Origin of the sequence: Actinomycetospora corticicola (genome assembly GCF_013409505.1) — a bacterium.
Taxonomy (GTDB): Bacteria; Actinomycetota; Actinomycetes; order Mycobacteriales; family Pseudonocardiaceae; genus Actinomycetospora; species Actinomycetospora corticicola.
Window position 1 is genome coordinate 1,421,740 of record NZ_JACCBN010000001.1, and the last position, 16,527, is coordinate 1,438,266.

15 protein-coding genes are annotated in these 16,527 nt (G+C 74.2%); 9 read left to right on the forward strand and 6 right to left on the reverse strand.

The genetic code is table 11. The annotated features are described in order from the left end of the window. Positions 1–18 precede the first annotated feature (18 nt). Both BJ983_RS06820 and uvrB read left to right on the forward strand, forming a co-directional pair. Entirely contained in the window at positions 19–1,242 is a 1,224-nt protein-coding gene (locus tag BJ983_RS06820; protein ID WP_179793129.1) for a DUF5685 family protein, read from the forward strand. 56 nt (positions 1,243–1,298) lie between these two features. Beyond that, entirely contained in the window at positions 1,299–3,530 is a 2,232-nt protein-coding gene (uvrB, locus tag BJ983_RS06825) for an excinuclease ABC subunit UvrB (protein WP_246325545.1), read from the forward strand. A 19-nt stretch (positions 3,531–3,549) separates the two neighbouring features. On the opposite strand, the gene BJ983_RS06830 is transcribed toward uvrB, so the two are convergent. Further along, positions 3,550–4,203, reverse strand: coding sequence for a UdgX family uracil-DNA binding protein (locus BJ983_RS06830; RefSeq protein ID WP_179793130.1), 654 nt, complete (start codon positions 4,201–4,203; stop codon positions 3,550–3,552). A gap of 207 nt (positions 4,204–4,410) precedes the next feature. Beyond that, positions 4,411–4,887 (reverse strand): GNAT family N-acetyltransferase, encoded by a 477-nt coding sequence (locus BJ983_RS06835; protein ID WP_179793131.1) that lies wholly within the window; start codon positions 4,885–4,887, stop codon positions 4,411–4,413. A gap of 93 nt (positions 4,888–4,980) precedes the next feature. Between BJ983_RS06835 and BJ983_RS06840 the strand changes: the two genes are divergently transcribed. The 4 genes from BJ983_RS06840 to BJ983_RS06855 all read left to right on the forward strand — a co-directional run bounded on the left by BJ983_RS06840 (position 4,981) and on the right by BJ983_RS06855 (position 8,644). After that, positions 4,981–6,225 (forward strand): helix-turn-helix domain-containing protein, encoded by a 1,245-nt coding sequence (locus tag BJ983_RS06840; protein ID WP_343053821.1) that lies wholly within the window; start codon positions 4,981–4,983, stop codon positions 6,223–6,225. A gap of 48 nt (positions 6,226–6,273) precedes the next feature. Beyond that, complete coding sequence (locus tag BJ983_RS06845; protein WP_179793132.1) at positions 6,274–7,329, forward strand: 2,3-butanediol dehydrogenase; 1,056 nt, start codon at positions 6,274–6,276, stop codon at positions 7,327–7,329. Beyond that, positions 7,326–8,108 (forward strand): acetoin reductase, encoded by a 783-nt coding sequence (locus BJ983_RS06850; RefSeq protein WP_179793133.1) that lies wholly within the window; start codon positions 7,326–7,328, stop codon positions 8,106–8,108. Before BJ983_RS06845 ends, BJ983_RS06850 begins: the two co-directional genes overlap by 4 nt. A 224-nt stretch (positions 8,109–8,332) precedes the next feature. After that, positions 8,333–8,644: a hypothetical protein gene (locus BJ983_RS06855; protein ID WP_179793134.1), complete on the forward strand. Its 312-nt coding sequence runs from the start codon at positions 8,333–8,335 to the stop codon at positions 8,642–8,644. A 77-nt stretch (positions 8,645–8,721) separates the two neighbouring features. On the opposite strand, the gene BJ983_RS06860 is transcribed toward BJ983_RS06855, so the two are convergent. Beyond that, positions 8,722–9,201 carry a DUF3291 domain-containing protein gene (locus tag BJ983_RS06860; protein WP_179793135.1) on the reverse strand — a complete coding sequence of 160 codons (480 nt, stop codon included), beginning with the start codon at positions 9,199–9,201 and terminating at the stop codon, positions 8,722–8,724. An 82-nt stretch (positions 9,202–9,283) separates the two neighbouring features. Between BJ983_RS06860 and BJ983_RS06865 the strand changes: the two genes are divergently transcribed. Beyond that, positions 9,284–11,248: an AAA family ATPase gene (locus tag BJ983_RS06865; RefSeq protein WP_179793136.1), complete on the forward strand. Its 1,965-nt coding sequence runs from the start codon at positions 9,284–9,286 to the stop codon at positions 11,246–11,248. Positions 11,249–11,313: 65 nt separating this feature from the next. On the opposite strand, the gene glmS is transcribed toward BJ983_RS06865, so the two are convergent. From glmS to BJ983_RS06880, 3 genes are all read right to left on the reverse strand, one after another. Further along, positions 11,314–13,122, reverse strand: a complete 1,809-nt coding sequence (gene glmS, locus BJ983_RS06870; protein ID WP_179793137.1) for a glutamine--fructose-6-phosphate transaminase (isomerizing) — start codon at positions 13,120–13,122, stop codon at positions 11,314–11,316. Between the two features lie 19 nt (positions 13,123–13,141). Continuing rightward, the gene (locus BJ983_RS06875) at positions 13,142–13,399 is read right to left on the reverse strand and encodes a hypothetical protein (protein WP_179793138.1); all 258 of its coding nucleotides are present in this window, start codon (positions 13,397–13,399) and stop codon (positions 13,142–13,144) included. A gap of 80 nt (positions 13,400–13,479) precedes the next feature. Then, positions 13,480–14,619 carry a citrate/2-methylcitrate synthase gene (locus BJ983_RS06880; protein ID WP_179793139.1) on the reverse strand — a complete coding sequence of 380 codons (1,140 nt, stop codon included), beginning with the start codon at positions 14,617–14,619 and terminating at the stop codon, positions 13,480–13,482. A gap of 54 nt (positions 14,620–14,673) precedes the next feature. Here BJ983_RS06880 and BJ983_RS06885 point away from each other — a divergent pair, with 54 nt between their 5' ends. Then, a complete protein-coding gene (locus BJ983_RS06885; protein ID WP_179793140.1) occupies positions 14,674–15,792 on the forward strand; it encodes a citrate/2-methylcitrate synthase in 1,119 nt (372 codons plus the stop codon). Positions 15,793–15,960: 168 nt separating this feature from the next. Beyond that, positions 15,961–16,518 carry a type 1 glutamine amidotransferase domain-containing protein gene (locus BJ983_RS06890; RefSeq protein ID WP_179793141.1) on the forward strand — a complete coding sequence of 186 codons (558 nt, stop codon included), beginning with the start codon at positions 15,961–15,963 and terminating at the stop codon, positions 16,516–16,518. The last annotated feature ends 9 nt before the right edge of the window (positions 16,519–16,527 follow it).

Consider the following 16,527-nt stretch of genomic DNA (forward strand, 5'->3'; position numbering starts at 1 on the left):
CACCACGATCCTGTGCCGGTGTTCGGCTTCCTCCGTCCGTGTCGGCACCACCTGGGCCCCGAGCTGCACGGCCTCTGGAGCGCCCATCTCTGCGGGCTCTGTCTGACCCTGCGCGACGAGGCCGGTCAGCTGGCCCGGACGACGACGCACGTCGACGCGCTCGTCGTGTCCGTGCTGGCGGAGGCGCAGGGCGTCGTGGACGGTCGCCGGGCCGGACCCTGCCCGTTGCGGGGGATGCGGTCCGCGGGCGTCGTGACCGGGGACGGGGCCCGGCTCGCCGCGTCGACCGCGCTGCTGCTCGCCGCCGACCGGGTCGCCGACCACGTCGACGACGGGGACGGGCCGTTCGCCTCCCGACCCGCCGCCGCGGTCGGCGGTCGCGTGGCGACGCGGTGGGCGCGGGCGGGCTCGGCGACGGCCGCCGGCGTCGGGTTCGACCCGGCCGCCCTGCTCGCCGTCCCCGCCCGGCAGCGGGAGGCCGAGGGCGCCGTCACGACGCTGACGCGCGTCACCGCCCCGACGGAGGCGGCGGTGGGGGCGGCCCTCGCCCACACGGCGGTGCTCGCCGAACGTCCGGACAACGTCGGACCCCTCGACGAGGCCGGACGGCTCCTGGGTCGCCTCGCGCACCTGCTCGACGCCGTGGCGGACCGGTCGGCCGACGGTCTCGCCGGACGGTGGAACCCCCTCGAGGCGACGGGGACGTCGAGCCGCGACGCCCTCGCCCGCTGCCGGGAGGCGGTGGCGGGCATCGGTACGGCGTTGCGGCAGGTGGCGCTCGACCCGGGGGACGCCCGCCGTCTGACCCACCAGCTGCTGGTGCACGAGTCCGGCCGCGCGGTGGCGCGGGTCGAGCAGGGACTCCTGGTGCCCGCCCGCGGGAGCGAGCCGCCCCTCGCGCCGTGGGATCCGGCGCGGCCGCCGGGTGCGGATCCGGGTGCAGATCCGGGTGCAGATCCGGAGCCCGACGAGGTCCCGGGTCCGGACGAGGCGGACCCATCGGGTCCGCGGCGGGTCGGGCCGCAGCGCGGCCTGCTCGCCGGCTGTGCGGCCGCCGCGGGACTGTGCTGCACCGGGCAGCTCTGCTGCGCCGACGAGTTCCCCGACCCCTGGACCGGGCAGCCGCGCCAGGGTCGGTGCACGGACTGCGTGGACTGCTCGTCCTGCTCGTGGGACTGCTGCGACTGCTGCTCGGAGTGTGGCGACGGCGACTGCTGCTGCTCGTGCGACTGCGGGTCCTGAGCGGGTCCTGAGCTGCGGGAATCGTGACTGTCGGGGGGTCGGGTTAGCCTCGTGTCATGGCGTTCGCGACCGAGGTCCCCGGGGCCGCCCGTGACCAGCACGAGCACGAGACGGGCACGTTGCTCGACAACCCCGAGGGCCTGCCCGACGACGCCCTGGCCGAGTCCGAGTTCCGGCCGATCGGCGAGATCGAGCGCACCGGCGTGCCGTTCGAGGTCATCAGCCCGTACCAGCCCGCGGGGGACCAGCCGGCCGCGATCGACGAGCTGGAGCGCCGGGTGCGGGCCGGCGAGCACGACATCGTGCTGCTCGGCGCCACCGGTACCGGCAAGTCGGCCACCACGGCCTGGCTCATCGAGCGGGTGCAGCGGCCCACGCTGGTGATGGCGCCGAACAAGACGCTCGCCGCGCAGCTGGCGAACGAGCTCCGCGAGCTGCTGCCGAACAACTCGGTCGAGTACTTCGTCTCGTACTACGACTACTACCAGCCCGAGGCGTACATCGCGCAGACCGACACCTACATCGAGAAGGACTCCTCGATCAACGAGGACGTCGAGCGGCTGCGCCACTCCGCCACCTCGAACCTGCTGCTGCGCCGCGACACCGTGGTGGTGGCGTCGGTGTCGTGCATCTACGGCCTGGGCACGCCGCAGTCCTACCTGGACCGGTCGGTCAAGCTCGAGGTCGGCGAGGAGATCGACCGCGACACCCTGCTCCGGGCGCTGGTCGACGTGCAGTACACGCGCAACGACATGGCCTTCGCCCGCGGCACCTTCCGGGTGCGCGGGGACACGGTGGAGATCATCCCGGCGTACGAGGAACTCGCGATCCGCATCGAGTTCTTCGGCGACGAGGTCGAGTCGCTGTACTACCTCAACCCGCTCACCGGCGACGTCGTGAACCAGGTGCAGGACGTCCGCATCTTCCCGGCCACGCACTACGTCGCCGGGCCGGAGCGCATGGAGCGGGCGATCAAGGCGATCGAGTCCGAGCTCGAGGAGCGGCTCGCCGAGCTGGAGAACCAGGGCAAGCTGCTCGAGGCCCAGCGGCTGCGCATGCGCACGAGCTACGACATCGAGATGATGCGCCAGGTCGGGTTCTGCTCGGGCATCGAGAACTACTCGCGCCACATCGACGGCCGGGGGCCGGGCACGGCGCCCGCCACGCTCATCGACTACTTCCCCAACGACTTCCTGCTGGTCATCGACGAGTCGCACGTGACGGTGCCGCAGATCGGCGGCATGTACGAGGGCGACATGTCCCGTAAGCGCAACCTCGTCGAGTACGGGTTCCGCCTGCCCAGCGCCACCGACAACCGGCCGCTGACGTGGGAGGAGTTCGCCGACCGCATCGGGCAGACGGTGTACCTCTCGGCGACGCCGGGGGACTTCGAGATGCGCCAGGCCGGCGGCGAGTTCGTCGAGCAGGTCATCCGCCCGACGGGCCTGGTCGACCCCGAGGTGATCGTCAAGCCCACGAAGGGCCAGATCGACGATCTCGTGGGGGAGATCCGGACGCGGGTCGACAAGGACGAGCGCACCCTGGTCACCACGCTGACCAAGAAGATGGCCGAGGACCTCACCGACTACCTGCTCGAGCTCGGCATCAAGGTCCGCTACCTGCACTCCGAGGTCGACACCCTGCGCCGGGTGGAGCTCCTCCGGCAGCTGCGCGCGGGCGAGTACGACGTGCTGGTCGGCATCAACCTGCTCCGGGAGGGCCTCGACCTGCCCGAGGTGTCGCTGGTGGCGATCCTCGACGCGGACAAGGAGGGTTTCCTGCGCAGCGAGCGGTCGCTGATCCAGACGATCGGTCGCGCGGCCCGCAACGTGTCGGGGCAGGTGCACATGTACGCCGACCGGATCACGGAGTCGATGCAGTACGCGATCGACGAGACGGCCCGGCGTCGCGAGAAGCAGATCGCCTACAACACCGAGCGGGGCGTCGACCCGCAGCCGCTACGCAAGAACATCGCCGACATCCTCGACCGGGTCTACCGCGAGGCCGAGGACACCGAGGTGGAGATCGGCGGATCCGGCCGCAACGCCTCGCGCGGGCGCCGCGCCGCGGGTGAGGCCGGCGGGACGCGGGGCCACTCCGGGGTCGTGGAGCACCGCGACACCAGCGGCATGGCCCGCGCCGAGCTGGCCGACCTCATCCAGCAGCTGACCGACCAGATGATGAGCGCGGCGCGCGACCTGCAGTTCGAGCTCGCCGGGCGGCTGCGCGACGAGATCGCCGACCTCAAGAAGGAGATGCGGGGGATGGACGCGGCCGGGGTGAAGTAGCCCGGCCGCCGTCCGGGTCCTAGCCCAGGAGGGCGGCGGCGACGCGGAGGTCGGCGACGAAGCCCTCGCGCATCTCGTCGCCGTCCTGCCCGCGGGCGGGGTCGGCGCGCAGGATCGCCGACGGGTGGATCGTCGGGACGAGCGTGGTGCCCTCCCACTCGCGGGCGGTGCCGCGCTCGCCGGTGATGCGGAACGACGAGCCGAGCAGCGCCTTCCCGGCGGTCGCGCCGAGGGTGACCACGACGTGCGGGCGGACCAGGGCGAGCTCGCCGTCGAGCCAGGGGCGGCAGGCCCGGACGTGGCCGACCTTCGGCGTCTGGTGGATGCGGCGGTTGCCCTGCCGGCGGAACGAGAAGTGCTTCACGGCGTTCGTCACGTAGGCGTCCTCGCGGGCGATGCCGGCCTCGACGAGGGCGTCGTCGAGCAGCTTCCCGGCGGGCCCGACGAACGGGGAGAGCTGGCGGTCCTCCTGGTCGCCGGGCTGCTCGCCGACGAACATGAGCCGCGCCGTCGCGGGCCCGGTGCCGAACACCGTGCCGGTGGTGCCCTCGTAGAGCTCACACGCGGTGCAGCCCGCGGCGCGGTCGCGCAGATCGTCCAGGGTGGGCGCCTCGGAGACGGCGACGGAGGGCGTCGGGGACTCCTCCCCGACGGGGAACAGGGGCTCGGTCACCGGCCGGGGGTGCCCACGGCGGTCCCGGGTCACCCGCGCTTCCCGAGGTGCACGTGAGGCATCCCAGCAGGCCGCGAGACCTGCATGGCGTAAACCTCGCGGCGGGGCGGGCGCATCCGGTCAGCCGGCCGCTCGGCGAGGTGTACGTGAGGCATCCCGGCGGGCCCGGGGAGCTGCATGGTGTGGACCTCGCCACCGGGCGGCGCCTCAGTCGACCCGGCAGGCCATGATCAACGACGAGCGCAACGTCCCGTCGGCCCGGAGGTAGTGCCGGTCGCGGAGCCCCTCGACCACGAACCCGGTCGCCGCGTAGAGCGCGATCGCGCGGGCGTTGTCCGGCCACACCTCGAGGTCGACCTTGTGCGCGTCGGACAACCGCGCCCACCCGAGGGCCGCCTCGACCAGCGCACGTCCACCCCCACGTCCGCGCCCGGCGGGCACGATCGCCATGCCGAGGCCGAACACCCCACGGGTGCGCGGCGTCAGCGACACGTACCCGAGCACCGCGCCGGCCTCGACCAGGACCCACGCCGCGCCCGACCCGGCGATCAGCTCCCGGAACCCCTGCGCCCGCCCCTCGACGTCGACCGGGGGCTGGGCGCCGAGGGTGTCCTCCGGGGCCACCGCGGCGATCACCCCGGCCATCGACCCCGTGTCCTCCACCACCGCGCGCCGCACGTCCACGCCGCGAGCCTGCCCCAGCCCGGCCGGACCCGCCGTCGAGAACTGTCAGCGGGACCACGCGCCCGGTTATGCTGCAGACCACAGGAGGTGCACGTGGTGGACGACGGCGTCTGCGCGGTGACGCGGAGTACGGACCTCCGGCAGCACGCGCGCCTGCTCCACCAGGCCCACGACGCCCGGCTCTCCGGGTCCCGCGTGACGACGGGCCTGCGCCGCGTCGTGTCCCGCTCGTGGGACCGCATGCTCGCGCTCGGCGTCACCCCCGACGTCCGGTCGCTGCCCGACCCGGCCGGGCCGGAGGTCGTCGAGCGGCGCCGCGCCGAGTCGCCCATCTCCGGGGTCCTGCCGCAGCTGCGGGCGAGCCTGACGGCGGTCGCCGAGGACGCCGAGCACATCATGGTGATCACCGCCGCGGACGGCTTCGTGCTGTGGCGGGAGGGCGCGAGCCGGGTCGCCCGGCTCGCGGAGGGCCTCGGGTTCTCGCCGGGCGCCGACTGGACCGAGGAGTCGGTCGGCACCAACGCCATCGGCACCGCCCTCGCCGAGCACGCCGCGGTGCAGCTGTTCTCCGCCGAGCACTTCGCCCGGGCGCAGCACCCCTGGACCTGCACGGCGAGCCCGATCCACGACCCGCGGACCGGCGAGATGCTCGGCGTCGTCGACCTCTCCGGTCCCGCGCCGACCGTGCACCCGACCACGGTCGCGCTCGTGCACACCGCCGTCCGGTTGGCCGAGTCCGGCCTCTGGGCCCAGCACGAGCAGCGCCTCGACTCGCTGCGATCGGTCGCGGCACCCCTGCTCGCCCGCAGTCGCGGCCCGGCCCTCGTGGTCGACGACCACGGGTGGGTCGCCGGAGCGACGGGGCTCCCGCCGCGCGACCGGGTCGCGGCGCCGCGGGCGGGGGAGGTGCTGCTGGTGCACGGCCTCGGTGCCTGTCTGCCGGAGCCCGTGCCCGGCGGGTGGCTGCTGCACCCGGTCGGCGGCGAGGGGTCGACGCGCCTGCGGCTCGACCTCACCGCCGAGCCGCCGGCGGCGGTCGTCGAGGGCCGGGAGACGTGGCGGCACACGCTGTCGCGGCGCCACCTGCAGATCCTCGCGCTGCTCATGCGGGCCGGGTCGACGGGACTGGACGCCGCGGCCCTGAGCCGGGCGCTCTACGACGACGCCGACCACCTGGTGACGGTGCGGGCCGAGCTCTCGCGGCTGCGCCGGGTGCTGGGGAACCTGGTGGTCGCCCGGCCCTACCGGATCGCCCCCGGCGTCGGGGTCGAGGTGCCCCCTCCCGACGTCATGAACGGGCTGCTCGGACCTGCAACACCGCTGCAACGGTCGCCGTGACCCCGGTCACTCCCGTGGGATGGGCCCATCCCGAACGAGGAGGACCGCATGAGAGCTGCCCGCTTCCACGGCCGCGGTGACGTCCGCATCGAGGACATCCCCGAGCCGCATCCCACTGCCGGCCAGATCCAGGTGGCCGTCGAGTGGTGCGGCATCTGCGGCACCGACCTGCACGAGTACCTCGACGGGCCGATCTTCGCGCCGACGAGCGCCGCACCGCACCCGCTGACCGGCGGCGCCGTGCCGATCACCCTCGGCCACGAGTTCTCGGGCGTGGTGGCCGAGGTGGGGGAGGGCGTCACCGGGCTGTCCGAGGGCGACCGGGTGGTGGTCGAGCCCTACGACGTCTGCGGCACGTGCGTCGCCTGCCGCGACGGTCGCTACAACACCTGCCGTCAGCTCGGCTTCATCGGCCTCGACGGCGACCAGGGCGGGTTCGCCGAGAAGATGGTCGTCGACGCGCGCTGGGCGCACCGCATCGACGGTCTCACCGCCGAGCAGGGGGCCCTGGTCGAGCCGCTGGCCGTCGGCTACCACGCCGCGAAGCTCTCCGGGCTCGAGCGGGGCGGGACGGCGGCGGTCTTCGGCTCCGGCCCGATCGGGCTCGTGACGGCGGCCGCGCTGCGCGCCACGGGTGCGGGGCAGGTCATCGTCGTGGAGCCGGCGGACGCCCGGAAGGCGAAGGCCCCCGGGGCGGGCGCCGACCACGTGCTCGACCCGACCGAGGTCGACGTCCCCGACGCGATCCGCGAGCTCACCGGCGGCCGCGGCGCCGACGTGACCTTCGAGTGCGCGGGTGTAGACCAGGTGCTCGCCGCCGCCGTCGCGTCCACGCGGCCGGGCGGGACCTGCGTCAACGTGTCGATCTGGGGCCACCCGGCCACCTTCGACGTCAACTCGCTGGTGTTCTCCGAGATCAACCTCGTCGGTTCGCTCGCCTACGCGAACCGGCACGCCGAGGTCATCGAGCTGATCCGCAGCGGGACGGTGGACGTGGACCAGTTCATCACCGGGCGCATCGCGCTGGAGGACATCGTCGACCAGGGCTTCCGGGAGCTGATCGACCACAAGGAGTCCAACGTCAAGATCCTGGTGCACCCGTGAGCGCGCCGGGCACGAGGACGGCGGTCGTCACCGGCGCGGGCCGGGGCATCGGCGAGGCGATCGCCCGGCGGCTCGCCGCGGACGGGCTCGCCGTCATGGTCTCCGACATCGACGGGGCCACCGCGGAGCGCACCGCCGCGGCCATCACCGAGGCCGGCGGACGGGCGGCCGCGCAGGCCGCCGACGTCTCCGACCGCGACGCGTGCTTTGCGCTGGTCGCCGCCACCCGGGAGGCGTTCGGCGGCCTCGACGTCATGGTGGCCAACGCCGGGATCGCCCAGGTCAAGACGCTGCTCGAGGTCACGCCGGAGGACCTGCAGCGCATGCTCGCCGTCAACGTCGGCGGCGTCCTGTGGTGTCTGCAGGCCGCCGCGGAGACGATGATCGAGCAGGGTCGCGGAGGCAAGATCATCTCCGCGTCGTCGATCGCCGGGCACCAGGGCTTCGACCACCTCGGGCACTACTCGGCGTCCAAGTTCGGGGTCCGGGCGCTCACCCAGGCCGCGGCGAAGGAACTGGCGGGTCACGGCATCACCGTGAACGCCTACTGCCCGGGCATCGTCGACACGACGATGTGGGAGGAGATCGACGCCGGGCTCGGCGGCTACCTCGGGACCGGGAAGGGCGAGGCGTTCGCGCAGTACTCGCAGCTGATCGCCCTCGGACGCCCGCAGACCCCGCAGGACGTCGCGGGGTACGTCTCCTACCTGGCCGGTCCGGACGCGGACTACATGACGGGGCAGGCCGGGATCATCGACGGCGGGATCGTCATGACCTGATCGGCGGCTCCGGGGCGGACACGCCGCCCCGGAGTTGCACACCCACGTGGTCTGAGTAACATCACCGTCATGATCGCGCGGGCAGAGGTAGTACCCCAGCGCGTCGGGTGAGCCAGGCTCCCGGCGCGCACACCACGGCGCGCCGCCGTGAGCCCGAGAGTACGACTCCCGAGACCTGGCTCGGATTCCAGACAGCGGATCCCAGCACGTCCAGGAGAGTCGTCATGACCACGCTCGAGCCCGCCCGCATCCCCGCCGCCGCCATCGAGCGGGCCGTCAACGGACCCGGCCGTCGCGCCTCGCGCCTGCCCCGCCCGTTCACGATGGTCACCACCGGTGGGATGTCCGGCGTCATGACGCTCGCGTCCTCGCTCTGCGAGCTGGGCTACCGGATCCCGGACTTCGCGGTCGACGTCCACGAGGGCGTCTCCTGCACGAGCATCACCTGCACCGTCGCCCTCACCACCGACGAGTGCGACGCCTTCGCCGACACCGTCCGCGGACTGCCGGGCGTGGAGTCGGTCCAGCAGTACTGAGTCTCGACGGCGATCGGCCGTCGCTCGGCTGCTCGCGGCTCTCGACAACATGGCTGCCCGACGACGACCAGGCCGGGTCAGGCCCGTGCCCAGGGCGACCCGAAGGTGAAGTGCTCGGCCGACTCACCGTCGTGGGCGAGCGCCTCGAGCCGCGCGACGCCGTCGGCCCAGCAGGGGCGGGCACCGTCCTCGATGGTCCAGAGGACGTGGCCGGGCCACGGGCCCCGGAAAAACCAGTCGTGGCGCAGGCGCAGGGCCTCGCGGTGCAGGCCGGCGTAGACGAACTGCCGGGCGGTGGCGACGTCCTGCCAGCGGCTCAACGTCGCGATGTGGACCTGCGGGTCGTGTCCCGCGAAGTCCGGGAGCCCCAGGGGGAGGGCGTACGCGCCCCAGCGGCCCTCGTCGTCGTCACGGTGGGCATCGCCCCGCCCGAGGAAGCCCCGCGCGCGTACGACGGCGCGGTAGATCTCGGCGCCCCGGCGGGCGAAGTCGGCCATGGCGGTCGGCTCGGCGGCCGGGTCGAGCAGGCCGAAGGTGTAGAGCGCGAGAGTGCCCACACGCGACTTCCTACTCCCGCGCGGCCGGGCGCGACACCGGATTCGGGCCGGGGCACCGCCGACGGACGCGCACAATGGGGTCATGGCTGACCAGGACCGCACCCGATCGGGCGAGCGGAGCGACGGGGGAGGGCGCCGGGAGGACCCCGGCCCGGGTCCGCTGTTCGAGGACCTCCTCGGACGACTGGTCGACCTCGACCTGGGCACGCTCTTCGGCGGCTTCGACGGGCCGGACCGCGACGACCGGCGCGACGACCGAGGGGGCGACCGCCGCGACGACCGCTGGGACGCGCCCCGGCAGGACCCGCCGTCGGGAAGGCCCTCGCGGCGCACCCCCACGCTCGACCGGCACGGCCGGGACCTGACCGCGGACGCCCGGGCGGGCCGGCTCGACCCGGTGTTCGGGCGGGACGACGAGCTCTCGCAGGTCGTCGAGATCCTCGCGCGGCGGAGCAAGAACAACCCGGTACTGCTGGGGGAGCCCGGCGTCGGGAAGACCGCGATCGTCGAGGCGCTGGCCGCGCGGATCGCGGCGGGCGAGGTGCCCGCGGCCATCCGGGACACCCGCGTGGTGTCGGTCGACCTTTCGGGCATGGTGGCGGGGACGAAGTACCGGGGCGAGTTCGAGCAGCGGCTGACGGCCCTGGTCGCCGAGGCCTCGCACCCGGACACGATCCTGTTCGTCGACGAGCTGCACGCGATCGTCGGGGCGGGCTCTGCGCAGGAGTCGCCGATGGACGCGGCCGGGATCCTCAAGCCGGCCCTGGCCCGCGGGGAGCTGCGGCTCGTCGGGGCGACCACCACCGCCGAGTACCGGCGGCACGTCGAGCCCGACGCCGCCCTCGCCCGGCGGTTCGCCGCCGTCGACGTGCCCGAGCCGAGCCCGGCGCAGACGATCACGATCCTCGACGGGCTCGCGCCGGGCTACGAGGCGCACCACGGGGTGGTGCTGCCCCCGGCCACCCGGCGCGCGGCGGTGGAGCTGACCGCCCGCCACGTCCGGGACCGCTTCCTCCCCGACAAGGCGATCGACGCGCTCGACCGCGCGTCGGCGCGGGTCCGGATGCAGGACCCCGAGGGGCACCCGACGGTGGGCGTCGACGACGTGGCGCGGGTGGTCGCCGACCTGACGGGGATCCCGGTCGCCGACCTCACCGAGGACGACCGCACCCGCCTGCTCGAGCTCGACACGCGCCTGCGGGCCCGGGTCGTGGGGCAGGACGGGGCGGTGGACACCGTCGTCGACACGGTGCTCGCCGGCCGGGCGGGGCTCGCCGATCCGGAGCGCCCGCACGGGGCGATGCTGTTCGTGGGGCCGACTGGGGTCGGGAAGACCGAGCTGGCGCGGGCCTTGGCCGACGCGCTCGGCTCCGAGCTGATCCGCTTCGACATGGCCGAGTTCGGCGAGGCGCACACCGTGTCGCGGCTGACCGGCGCGCCCCCCGGGTACGTCGGCCACGACCGGCCCGGCGAGCTCGCCGAGGCCGTCCGGCGGCACCCGGCGTCGGTGGTGCTGTTCGACGAGATCGAGAAGGCGCACGCCGACGTCGTGGCGGTGCTGCTCGGGGTCCTCGACGCCGGGCGCCTCACCGACTCCCACGGCCGGACCGTGAGCTTCGCCGACACCGTCCTCATCATGACGTCGAACCTCGCCGCGGCCGAGCTGAAGATCGTCGACGATCCCGAGCTCGCGCGCGAGCCGGTGCTGCGGGTGCTGCGGCGCTCGCTGCGCCCCGAGCTGCTCGGTCGGATCGACGACATCGTGCTCTTCCGCCGGCTGACCCCGGACCTGCTCGCCCGGGTGGTCGGGCTCGCGCTCGACACCACCCGGGAACGCCTCGCGGCGCAGGGCGTCACGCTCACGGTCGAGCCCGCGGCGCTCGCCGCGCTCGCCTCCCGCGCCGACCCGGCGTCGGGGGCCCGCGGGTTGCGGCAGGTCGTGGCGCGCGAGGTGGAGCGCCCGCTCTCGCGACGGATCGTGGCCGGCGCGGTGCGGGACGGCTCCGAGGTGGTCCTCGACGGGCAGCTGCGGCTCGAGGTGCGTTGACGCGCCTGTGAGTACTTGTCCGTGCCAGAACACGGATGAGTACTCACGGGGCCGCAGGCCACCTCCTACTCCACGGTCACCGACTTCGCCAGGTTGCGCGGCTTGTCGATGTCACGGCCGAGCACCGCGGCACAGTGGTACGCGAACAGCTGGAGCGGCACGCCGAGCAGGATCGGGTCGAGCTCCGGCTCCACCGAGGGCACGCGGATCACGGCGTCGGCGAGCCCCTCGGGGAGGTCGGCGTTGGTCACCGCGATGACGGGGCCGCCCCGGGCCTTGACCTGCTCGATCGTCGAGATGTTCTTCGACACGAGCTCGTCGTCGGGCACGACGATCACGCACGGCATCGTCGCGTCGACCAGCGCCAGCGGGCCGTGCTTGAGCTCCGAGGCCGCGTAGGCCTCGGCGTGTACGTAGGAGATCTCCTTGAGCTTCTGTGCGCCCTCGCGGGCCACCGCGGACCCCCGCACCCGACCCAGGAAGAACATCGACCGCGCGTCGGCGTAGCGCCGGGCGACCGCCGCGATCTCGTCCTCCACCGTCAGGGCCTCGGCCACCGCGTCGGGGAGCCGCCGCAGCCCCTCCACCAGTCGCGTCCCGTGCGCGGCCGACAGGTCGCGGACCCGGCCGAGGAGCAGCGCGAGCAGGGCGAACGACGTCGTCATGGAGCTGAACGCCTTCGTCGAGGCGACGCTGACCTCCGGCCCGGCGTGGATGAACATGCCGGCCCCGCACTGCCGCGCGATCGCCGACCCGATGACGTTCACGCAGCCGACGACCCGCCCGCCCTTGCGCTGCAGCTCCTCGACCGCGGCCAGGGTGTCGATCGTCTCGCCGGACTGGCTGACCGCGACGTAGAGCGTGTCCGGGTCGACCAGCGGGTTGCGGTAGCGGAACTCGCTGGCCTGCTCCGCGTCGGCGGGGACGCGGGCGAGCTCCTCGACCAGCGCCGCCCCCATCTGCCCGGCGTAGTGCGCCGACCCGCAGCCCAGGAACGTCACGCGCCGGATCCCGCGCAGCTCGCGCGGGTCGAGGCGCAGGCCGTCGAGCCGGGAGGTCGCGAATCGGGTGTCCAGCCGGCCCGCCAGGACCCGCCGCAGCGCCGCGGGCTGCTCGTGGATCTCCTTGGACAGGAAGTCCGGGTGCCCGTCCAGGTCGTAGTCGTCGTCGCCGACCTCCACGGTGGTGGGCGGGCCCAGGCGCGAGCCCTCGTACCCGGTCGCGGTGATCGTCGCGATCTCGCCGTCGGCGAGGAACACGACCTGCCGGGTGTGCCGGACCAGCGCCGCGACGTCGCTCGCCACGAACATCTCGCCGTCGCCGAGCCCCAGCACGATCGGGCTGCCGTTGCGCGCGACCACCAGCTCGTCCGGACGACGGGCGTCCAGCACCACGAGCCCGTACGTGCCCTCGACCGTGCGCAGCGCCTCGCGGACCGCCGCCTCCAGCGTGTCCTGCTGCTCCACGGCCTGGGCGATGAGGTGGGGGAGGACCTCGGTGTCGGTGTCGCTGGCCAGGGTCACCCCGTCCGCGATCAGCTTCGCCCGCAGCTCCTCGGCGTTCTCGACGATGCCGTTGTGCACCACCGCGATCCGCCCCGCGGCGTCGGTGTGCGGGTGGGCGTTGCGCTCGCTCGGCTCGCCGTGCGTCGCCCACCGCGTGTGCGCGATGCCGGTCCGTCCCGACGACGGGTCGTTCCCGACCTTCGTCCGGAGGTCGTCCACCCGGCCGACCGCCTTCGTCGTCCGGAGCGCCTTGCGGTGCACGACGGCGATCCCGGCGCTGTCGTAGCCGCGGTACTCGAGCCGGGCGAGCCCGTCGACGAGGATCCGCGCCGCCGGTCGGTTGCCGACGTAGCCCACGATGCCGCACATGTTCCTGCCCCCTGAAGCCTCAGCCGTAGACGATCCGCCGCAGCTGCCGCTCGCTGACCTCGCCGGCCCGGACGGGGCGCGCCACGAGCTCCGACGCGATCACCGCCCAGATCTCGGCGTTGCGCCGGTCGCGGGCCTGCAGCTCCCGGTGGCGTCGCCGCACGAACTCCTCGGTGGTCTCCGAGTAGTAGGCGACGACGTCGGCCACCACGCGCGCGGCGACCGGACCGGGCAGACCCGTCGAGGCGGCCACGTGGCGCACCAGCTCGGGGTCCATGCCGACGAGACTGCCCGGCTTCGACGATTCAGGCCAGGTGTTTGCCCGTAAACGGGCAAGCATGTGCGCAGAAAGTGGGGCTATAGCCCCACTTTCTGCTCACCTGGCGCAGCCACATAGCGCGCCGACGGCCGGATGATCGTCGAGCTGCGCGTCTGCTCGAGCACGTGCGCGCACCAGCCGACGACCCGGCTCACCGCGAACGTCGGCGTGAACATATCGCGGGGGATTCCGGCCTGCGCCATCACCACGCCGGCCCAGAACTCGACGTTCACCCGCAGGTCGCGGCCCGGGCGGTGCTCGGCGAGCAGCGCCTCGGTGCGGTCCTGGGTCAGCGCTGCCAGCTCGGCCAGCGGCCCGCCGGTGCGCTCGGCCACCTCCCGCAGCAGCACGGCGCGCGGGTCGGCCGTCCGGTAGACGGCGTGCCCGAAGCCCATGATCCGGTCGCCGGCGGCGAGCTTCGCCCGCACGTAGGGCTCGATGCGGTCCGGGGACCTGATCTCGTCGAGGGCCTCCAGCGCCCGGTCCGGCGCGCCGCCGTGCAGCGGGCCGACGAAGGTGCCGATCGCGGCCACGACCGCGGACGCGACGTCGGTGCCGGCCGACGCCGCGACCCGCGCCGTGAACGTGGAGGCGTTGAACCCGTGGTCGATCGTCGCGACGAGGTAGCGCTCCACCGCCGCGGCCGCCGCCGGGTCCGGCTCCGTCCCGTGCAGCGCCCACAGCCACGCCGCGCCGCCGTGCAGGTCGTCCCGCGGCGCGACGGGCTCGAGACCCTGTCGGCGGCGCCACAGGGCGGCGAGGACCGTCGGGGTCACCGCCACCACCCGCAGGGCGTCGTCCCGACGACGGGCCGGGGTCGCGCCCCAGGTCGGCTGCTGTCCGTCGGCCTCCGCCAGGACGCAGAGCGCGGCGCGCAGGCCCGCCAGCGCGTCGAACCGGGCACCGGCGCCCGCCACCGTGGGCAGCACGGCCGCCACCGCGGCGGGGAGCGCGCGGTGGTCGGCGAGCTCGGCGCGGAAGCCCGCACCCCCGTCGTCGGGAAGGAGCCCGTCGAGGACGAGGGTGGCGGCCTCGTCGAAGGAGACCGTGCGGGCCAGGTCGACCGCCGGGTGGCCCCGGTAGTGGTAGGTGCCCTCGGCGCCGAGGACGTCGCCGATCGCGGTGTCGCTGACGACGACCCCGCGGAGCCCGGCAGGGAGGTCGAGTGTCGATGTCATGACGAGAACGCTGCGCCGATCGATCAATGTCGTCAATCTTGATAGCGTCAACGGGTGCGGACGTTGACGACCCGCGAGGCCGCCGCGCGGCTCGGGGTCAAGCCCGAGACGCTGTACGCCTACGTCAGCCGCGGGCTGCTCACCTCCACCCGGGGCGTCGGCGGGCGGCCGAGCACCTTCGACGCCGACGAGGTGGACGCGCTGGTGGCCGGCCGCGGGCGCCGGCCGGCCGGGGTCGCGGAGACGATCACGACGCGCCTGACGCTGGTCGAGGCGGACGACGTGGTCGTTCGGGGTCACCGGCTCGTCGACCTCGCGCGCACGGAGACGCCGGACCGGGTCGCGGCGCTGCTCTGGCTCGGCGACCTCGACGCACCGCTGCCCGAGGCCGATCCCGACGAGGCGGTGGTCGCCACGGTGCGCGGGCTGGTGGCGGGCATGCCCGGCGACCCGCGCCCGGTGGACCGCCTGCGCCTCGCCGTGGCCGCGCTCGCCCCCAGCGACCCGTGGCGCTTCGACCTCGCGGCCGCCGCGACGACGGGGCTGCGGTGCTGGCGCGGCATGACGGCGGTCCTCGGCGGCCTGTGGCCCGCGCTGTCGGACCGGCCCGAGCCACCGGACGTCCTGCGCACCGCCCTCGTGCTGCTCGCCGACCACGGTCTCGCGGCGTCGACCCTGGCCGCCCGGGTCGCCGCGAGCACCCGGGCCCACCCCTACGCGGTGGTGTCGGCCGGGCTCGGGGGGCTGGACGGTCCGGTGCACGGGACGGCGTCGACCGCCGCGTACCGGTTCCTCGGCGAGGCCCTCGACGACCCGGTCCGCGCGGTCGCCGACCGCCTGCGTGCGGGGGAGCGGCTGCCGGGGTTCGGGCACACGATCTACCGCGGGCGGGACCCGCGCACCGACGTGCTGCTGGGGACGATCGCCGGCACCCGCGAGGCAGCCCTGGTCGGCGAACTCGCCACCCAGGTCGCCGGTCGGGCGGGGATGTTCCCGAACGTCGATCTCGGCCTGGCGGCGGTGATGCACGCGCACGGGATGCGGCCCGACGCCGGGGAGGCGATCTTCGCGGTCGCCCGCACCGTCGGGTGGGTCGCCCACGCGATCGAGCAGTACGCCGAGCCGGGGCTCCGGTTCCGGGTCACGGGGACGTACGTGGGGGAGCGGCCCTAGTCCTCGCGCGTCCGCGGGGAGATGCGGGTCCACCTCGACCCGGTGGGACGAAATCGCCGCGGCGCCGTCCGCCCGCGCGGCCGGAACCGTCGCCGCGCCGTCTACGGGCCCTCCGCCGTGCCCACTCCTGGCCACGAACGATTCCTGCCCACCATCAGGAGGACCTTCATGGCAGACGAGTTGCGCGGCCTCACGGTCGCGATCCTCGCCACCGACGGCGTCGAGCGCGTGGAGCTCGAGGCACCGCGAGGGGCGCTCTACGGAGCGGGCGCCCGGACCGAACTGCTGTCGATCCACGACGGCGAGATCGCCGCCCGGCAGTTCGACCTCGATCCCGCCGGATCCTTCCCGGTCGATCGCCAGGTCGGTCAGGCGTCGGTGGACGACTACGACGCCCTGCTCCTGCCCGGCGGCACGATGAACCCGGACCAGCTCCGGACGAACGCCGACGCGGTCGCGTTCGTGCGCTCCTTCGTCGAGTCGGGCAAGCCGATCGCGTCGATCTGCCACGGCCCGTGGACGCTCGCGGAGGCCGACTGCGTCCGCGGGCGGCGGCTCACGTCGTGGCCGAGCATCCGCACCGATCTGCGCAACGCCGGCGCCGAGGTCGTCGACGAGGAGGTCTGCGTCGACGGCCAGTTCACCACCAGCCGCGGTCCGCAGGACATGGCCGCCTTCTGTGCCGCGATCGTCGGGCAGTTCGCCCGGACCCCCGCCGGCGCCTGACCCACCCCT

Excerpts from the sequence above, each read along its gene's own strand:
- BJ983_RS06890 (WP_179793141.1), top strand. The coding sequence starts at position 15,961 with ATGGCAGACGAGTTGCGCGGCCTCACGGTCGCGATCCTCGCCACCGAC.
- BJ983_RS06875 (WP_179793138.1), bottom strand. The coding sequence starts at position 13,399 with ATGGACCCCGAGCTGGTGCGCCACGTGGCCGCCTCGACGGGTCTGCCC.
- uvrB (WP_246325545.1), top strand. The coding sequence starts at position 1,299 with ATGGCGTTCGCGACCGAGGTCCCCGGGGCCGCCCGTGACCAGCACGAG.
- BJ983_RS06845 (WP_179793132.1), top strand. The coding sequence starts at position 6,274 with ATGAGAGCTGCCCGCTTCCACGGCCGCGGTGACGTCCGCATCGAGGAC.
- BJ983_RS06855 (WP_179793134.1), top strand. The coding sequence starts at position 8,333 with ATGACCACGCTCGAGCCCGCCCGCATCCCCGCCGCCGCCATCGAGCGG.
- BJ983_RS06880 (WP_179793139.1), bottom strand. The coding sequence starts at position 14,619 with ATGACATCGACACTCGACCTCCCTGCCGGGCTCCGCGGGGTCGTCGTC.
- BJ983_RS06865 (WP_179793136.1), top strand. The coding sequence starts at position 9,284 with ATGGCTGACCAGGACCGCACCCGATCGGGCGAGCGGAGCGACGGGGGA.
- glmS (WP_179793137.1), bottom strand. The coding sequence starts at position 13,122 with ATGTGCGGCATCGTGGGCTACGTCGGCAACCGACCGGCGGCGCGGATC.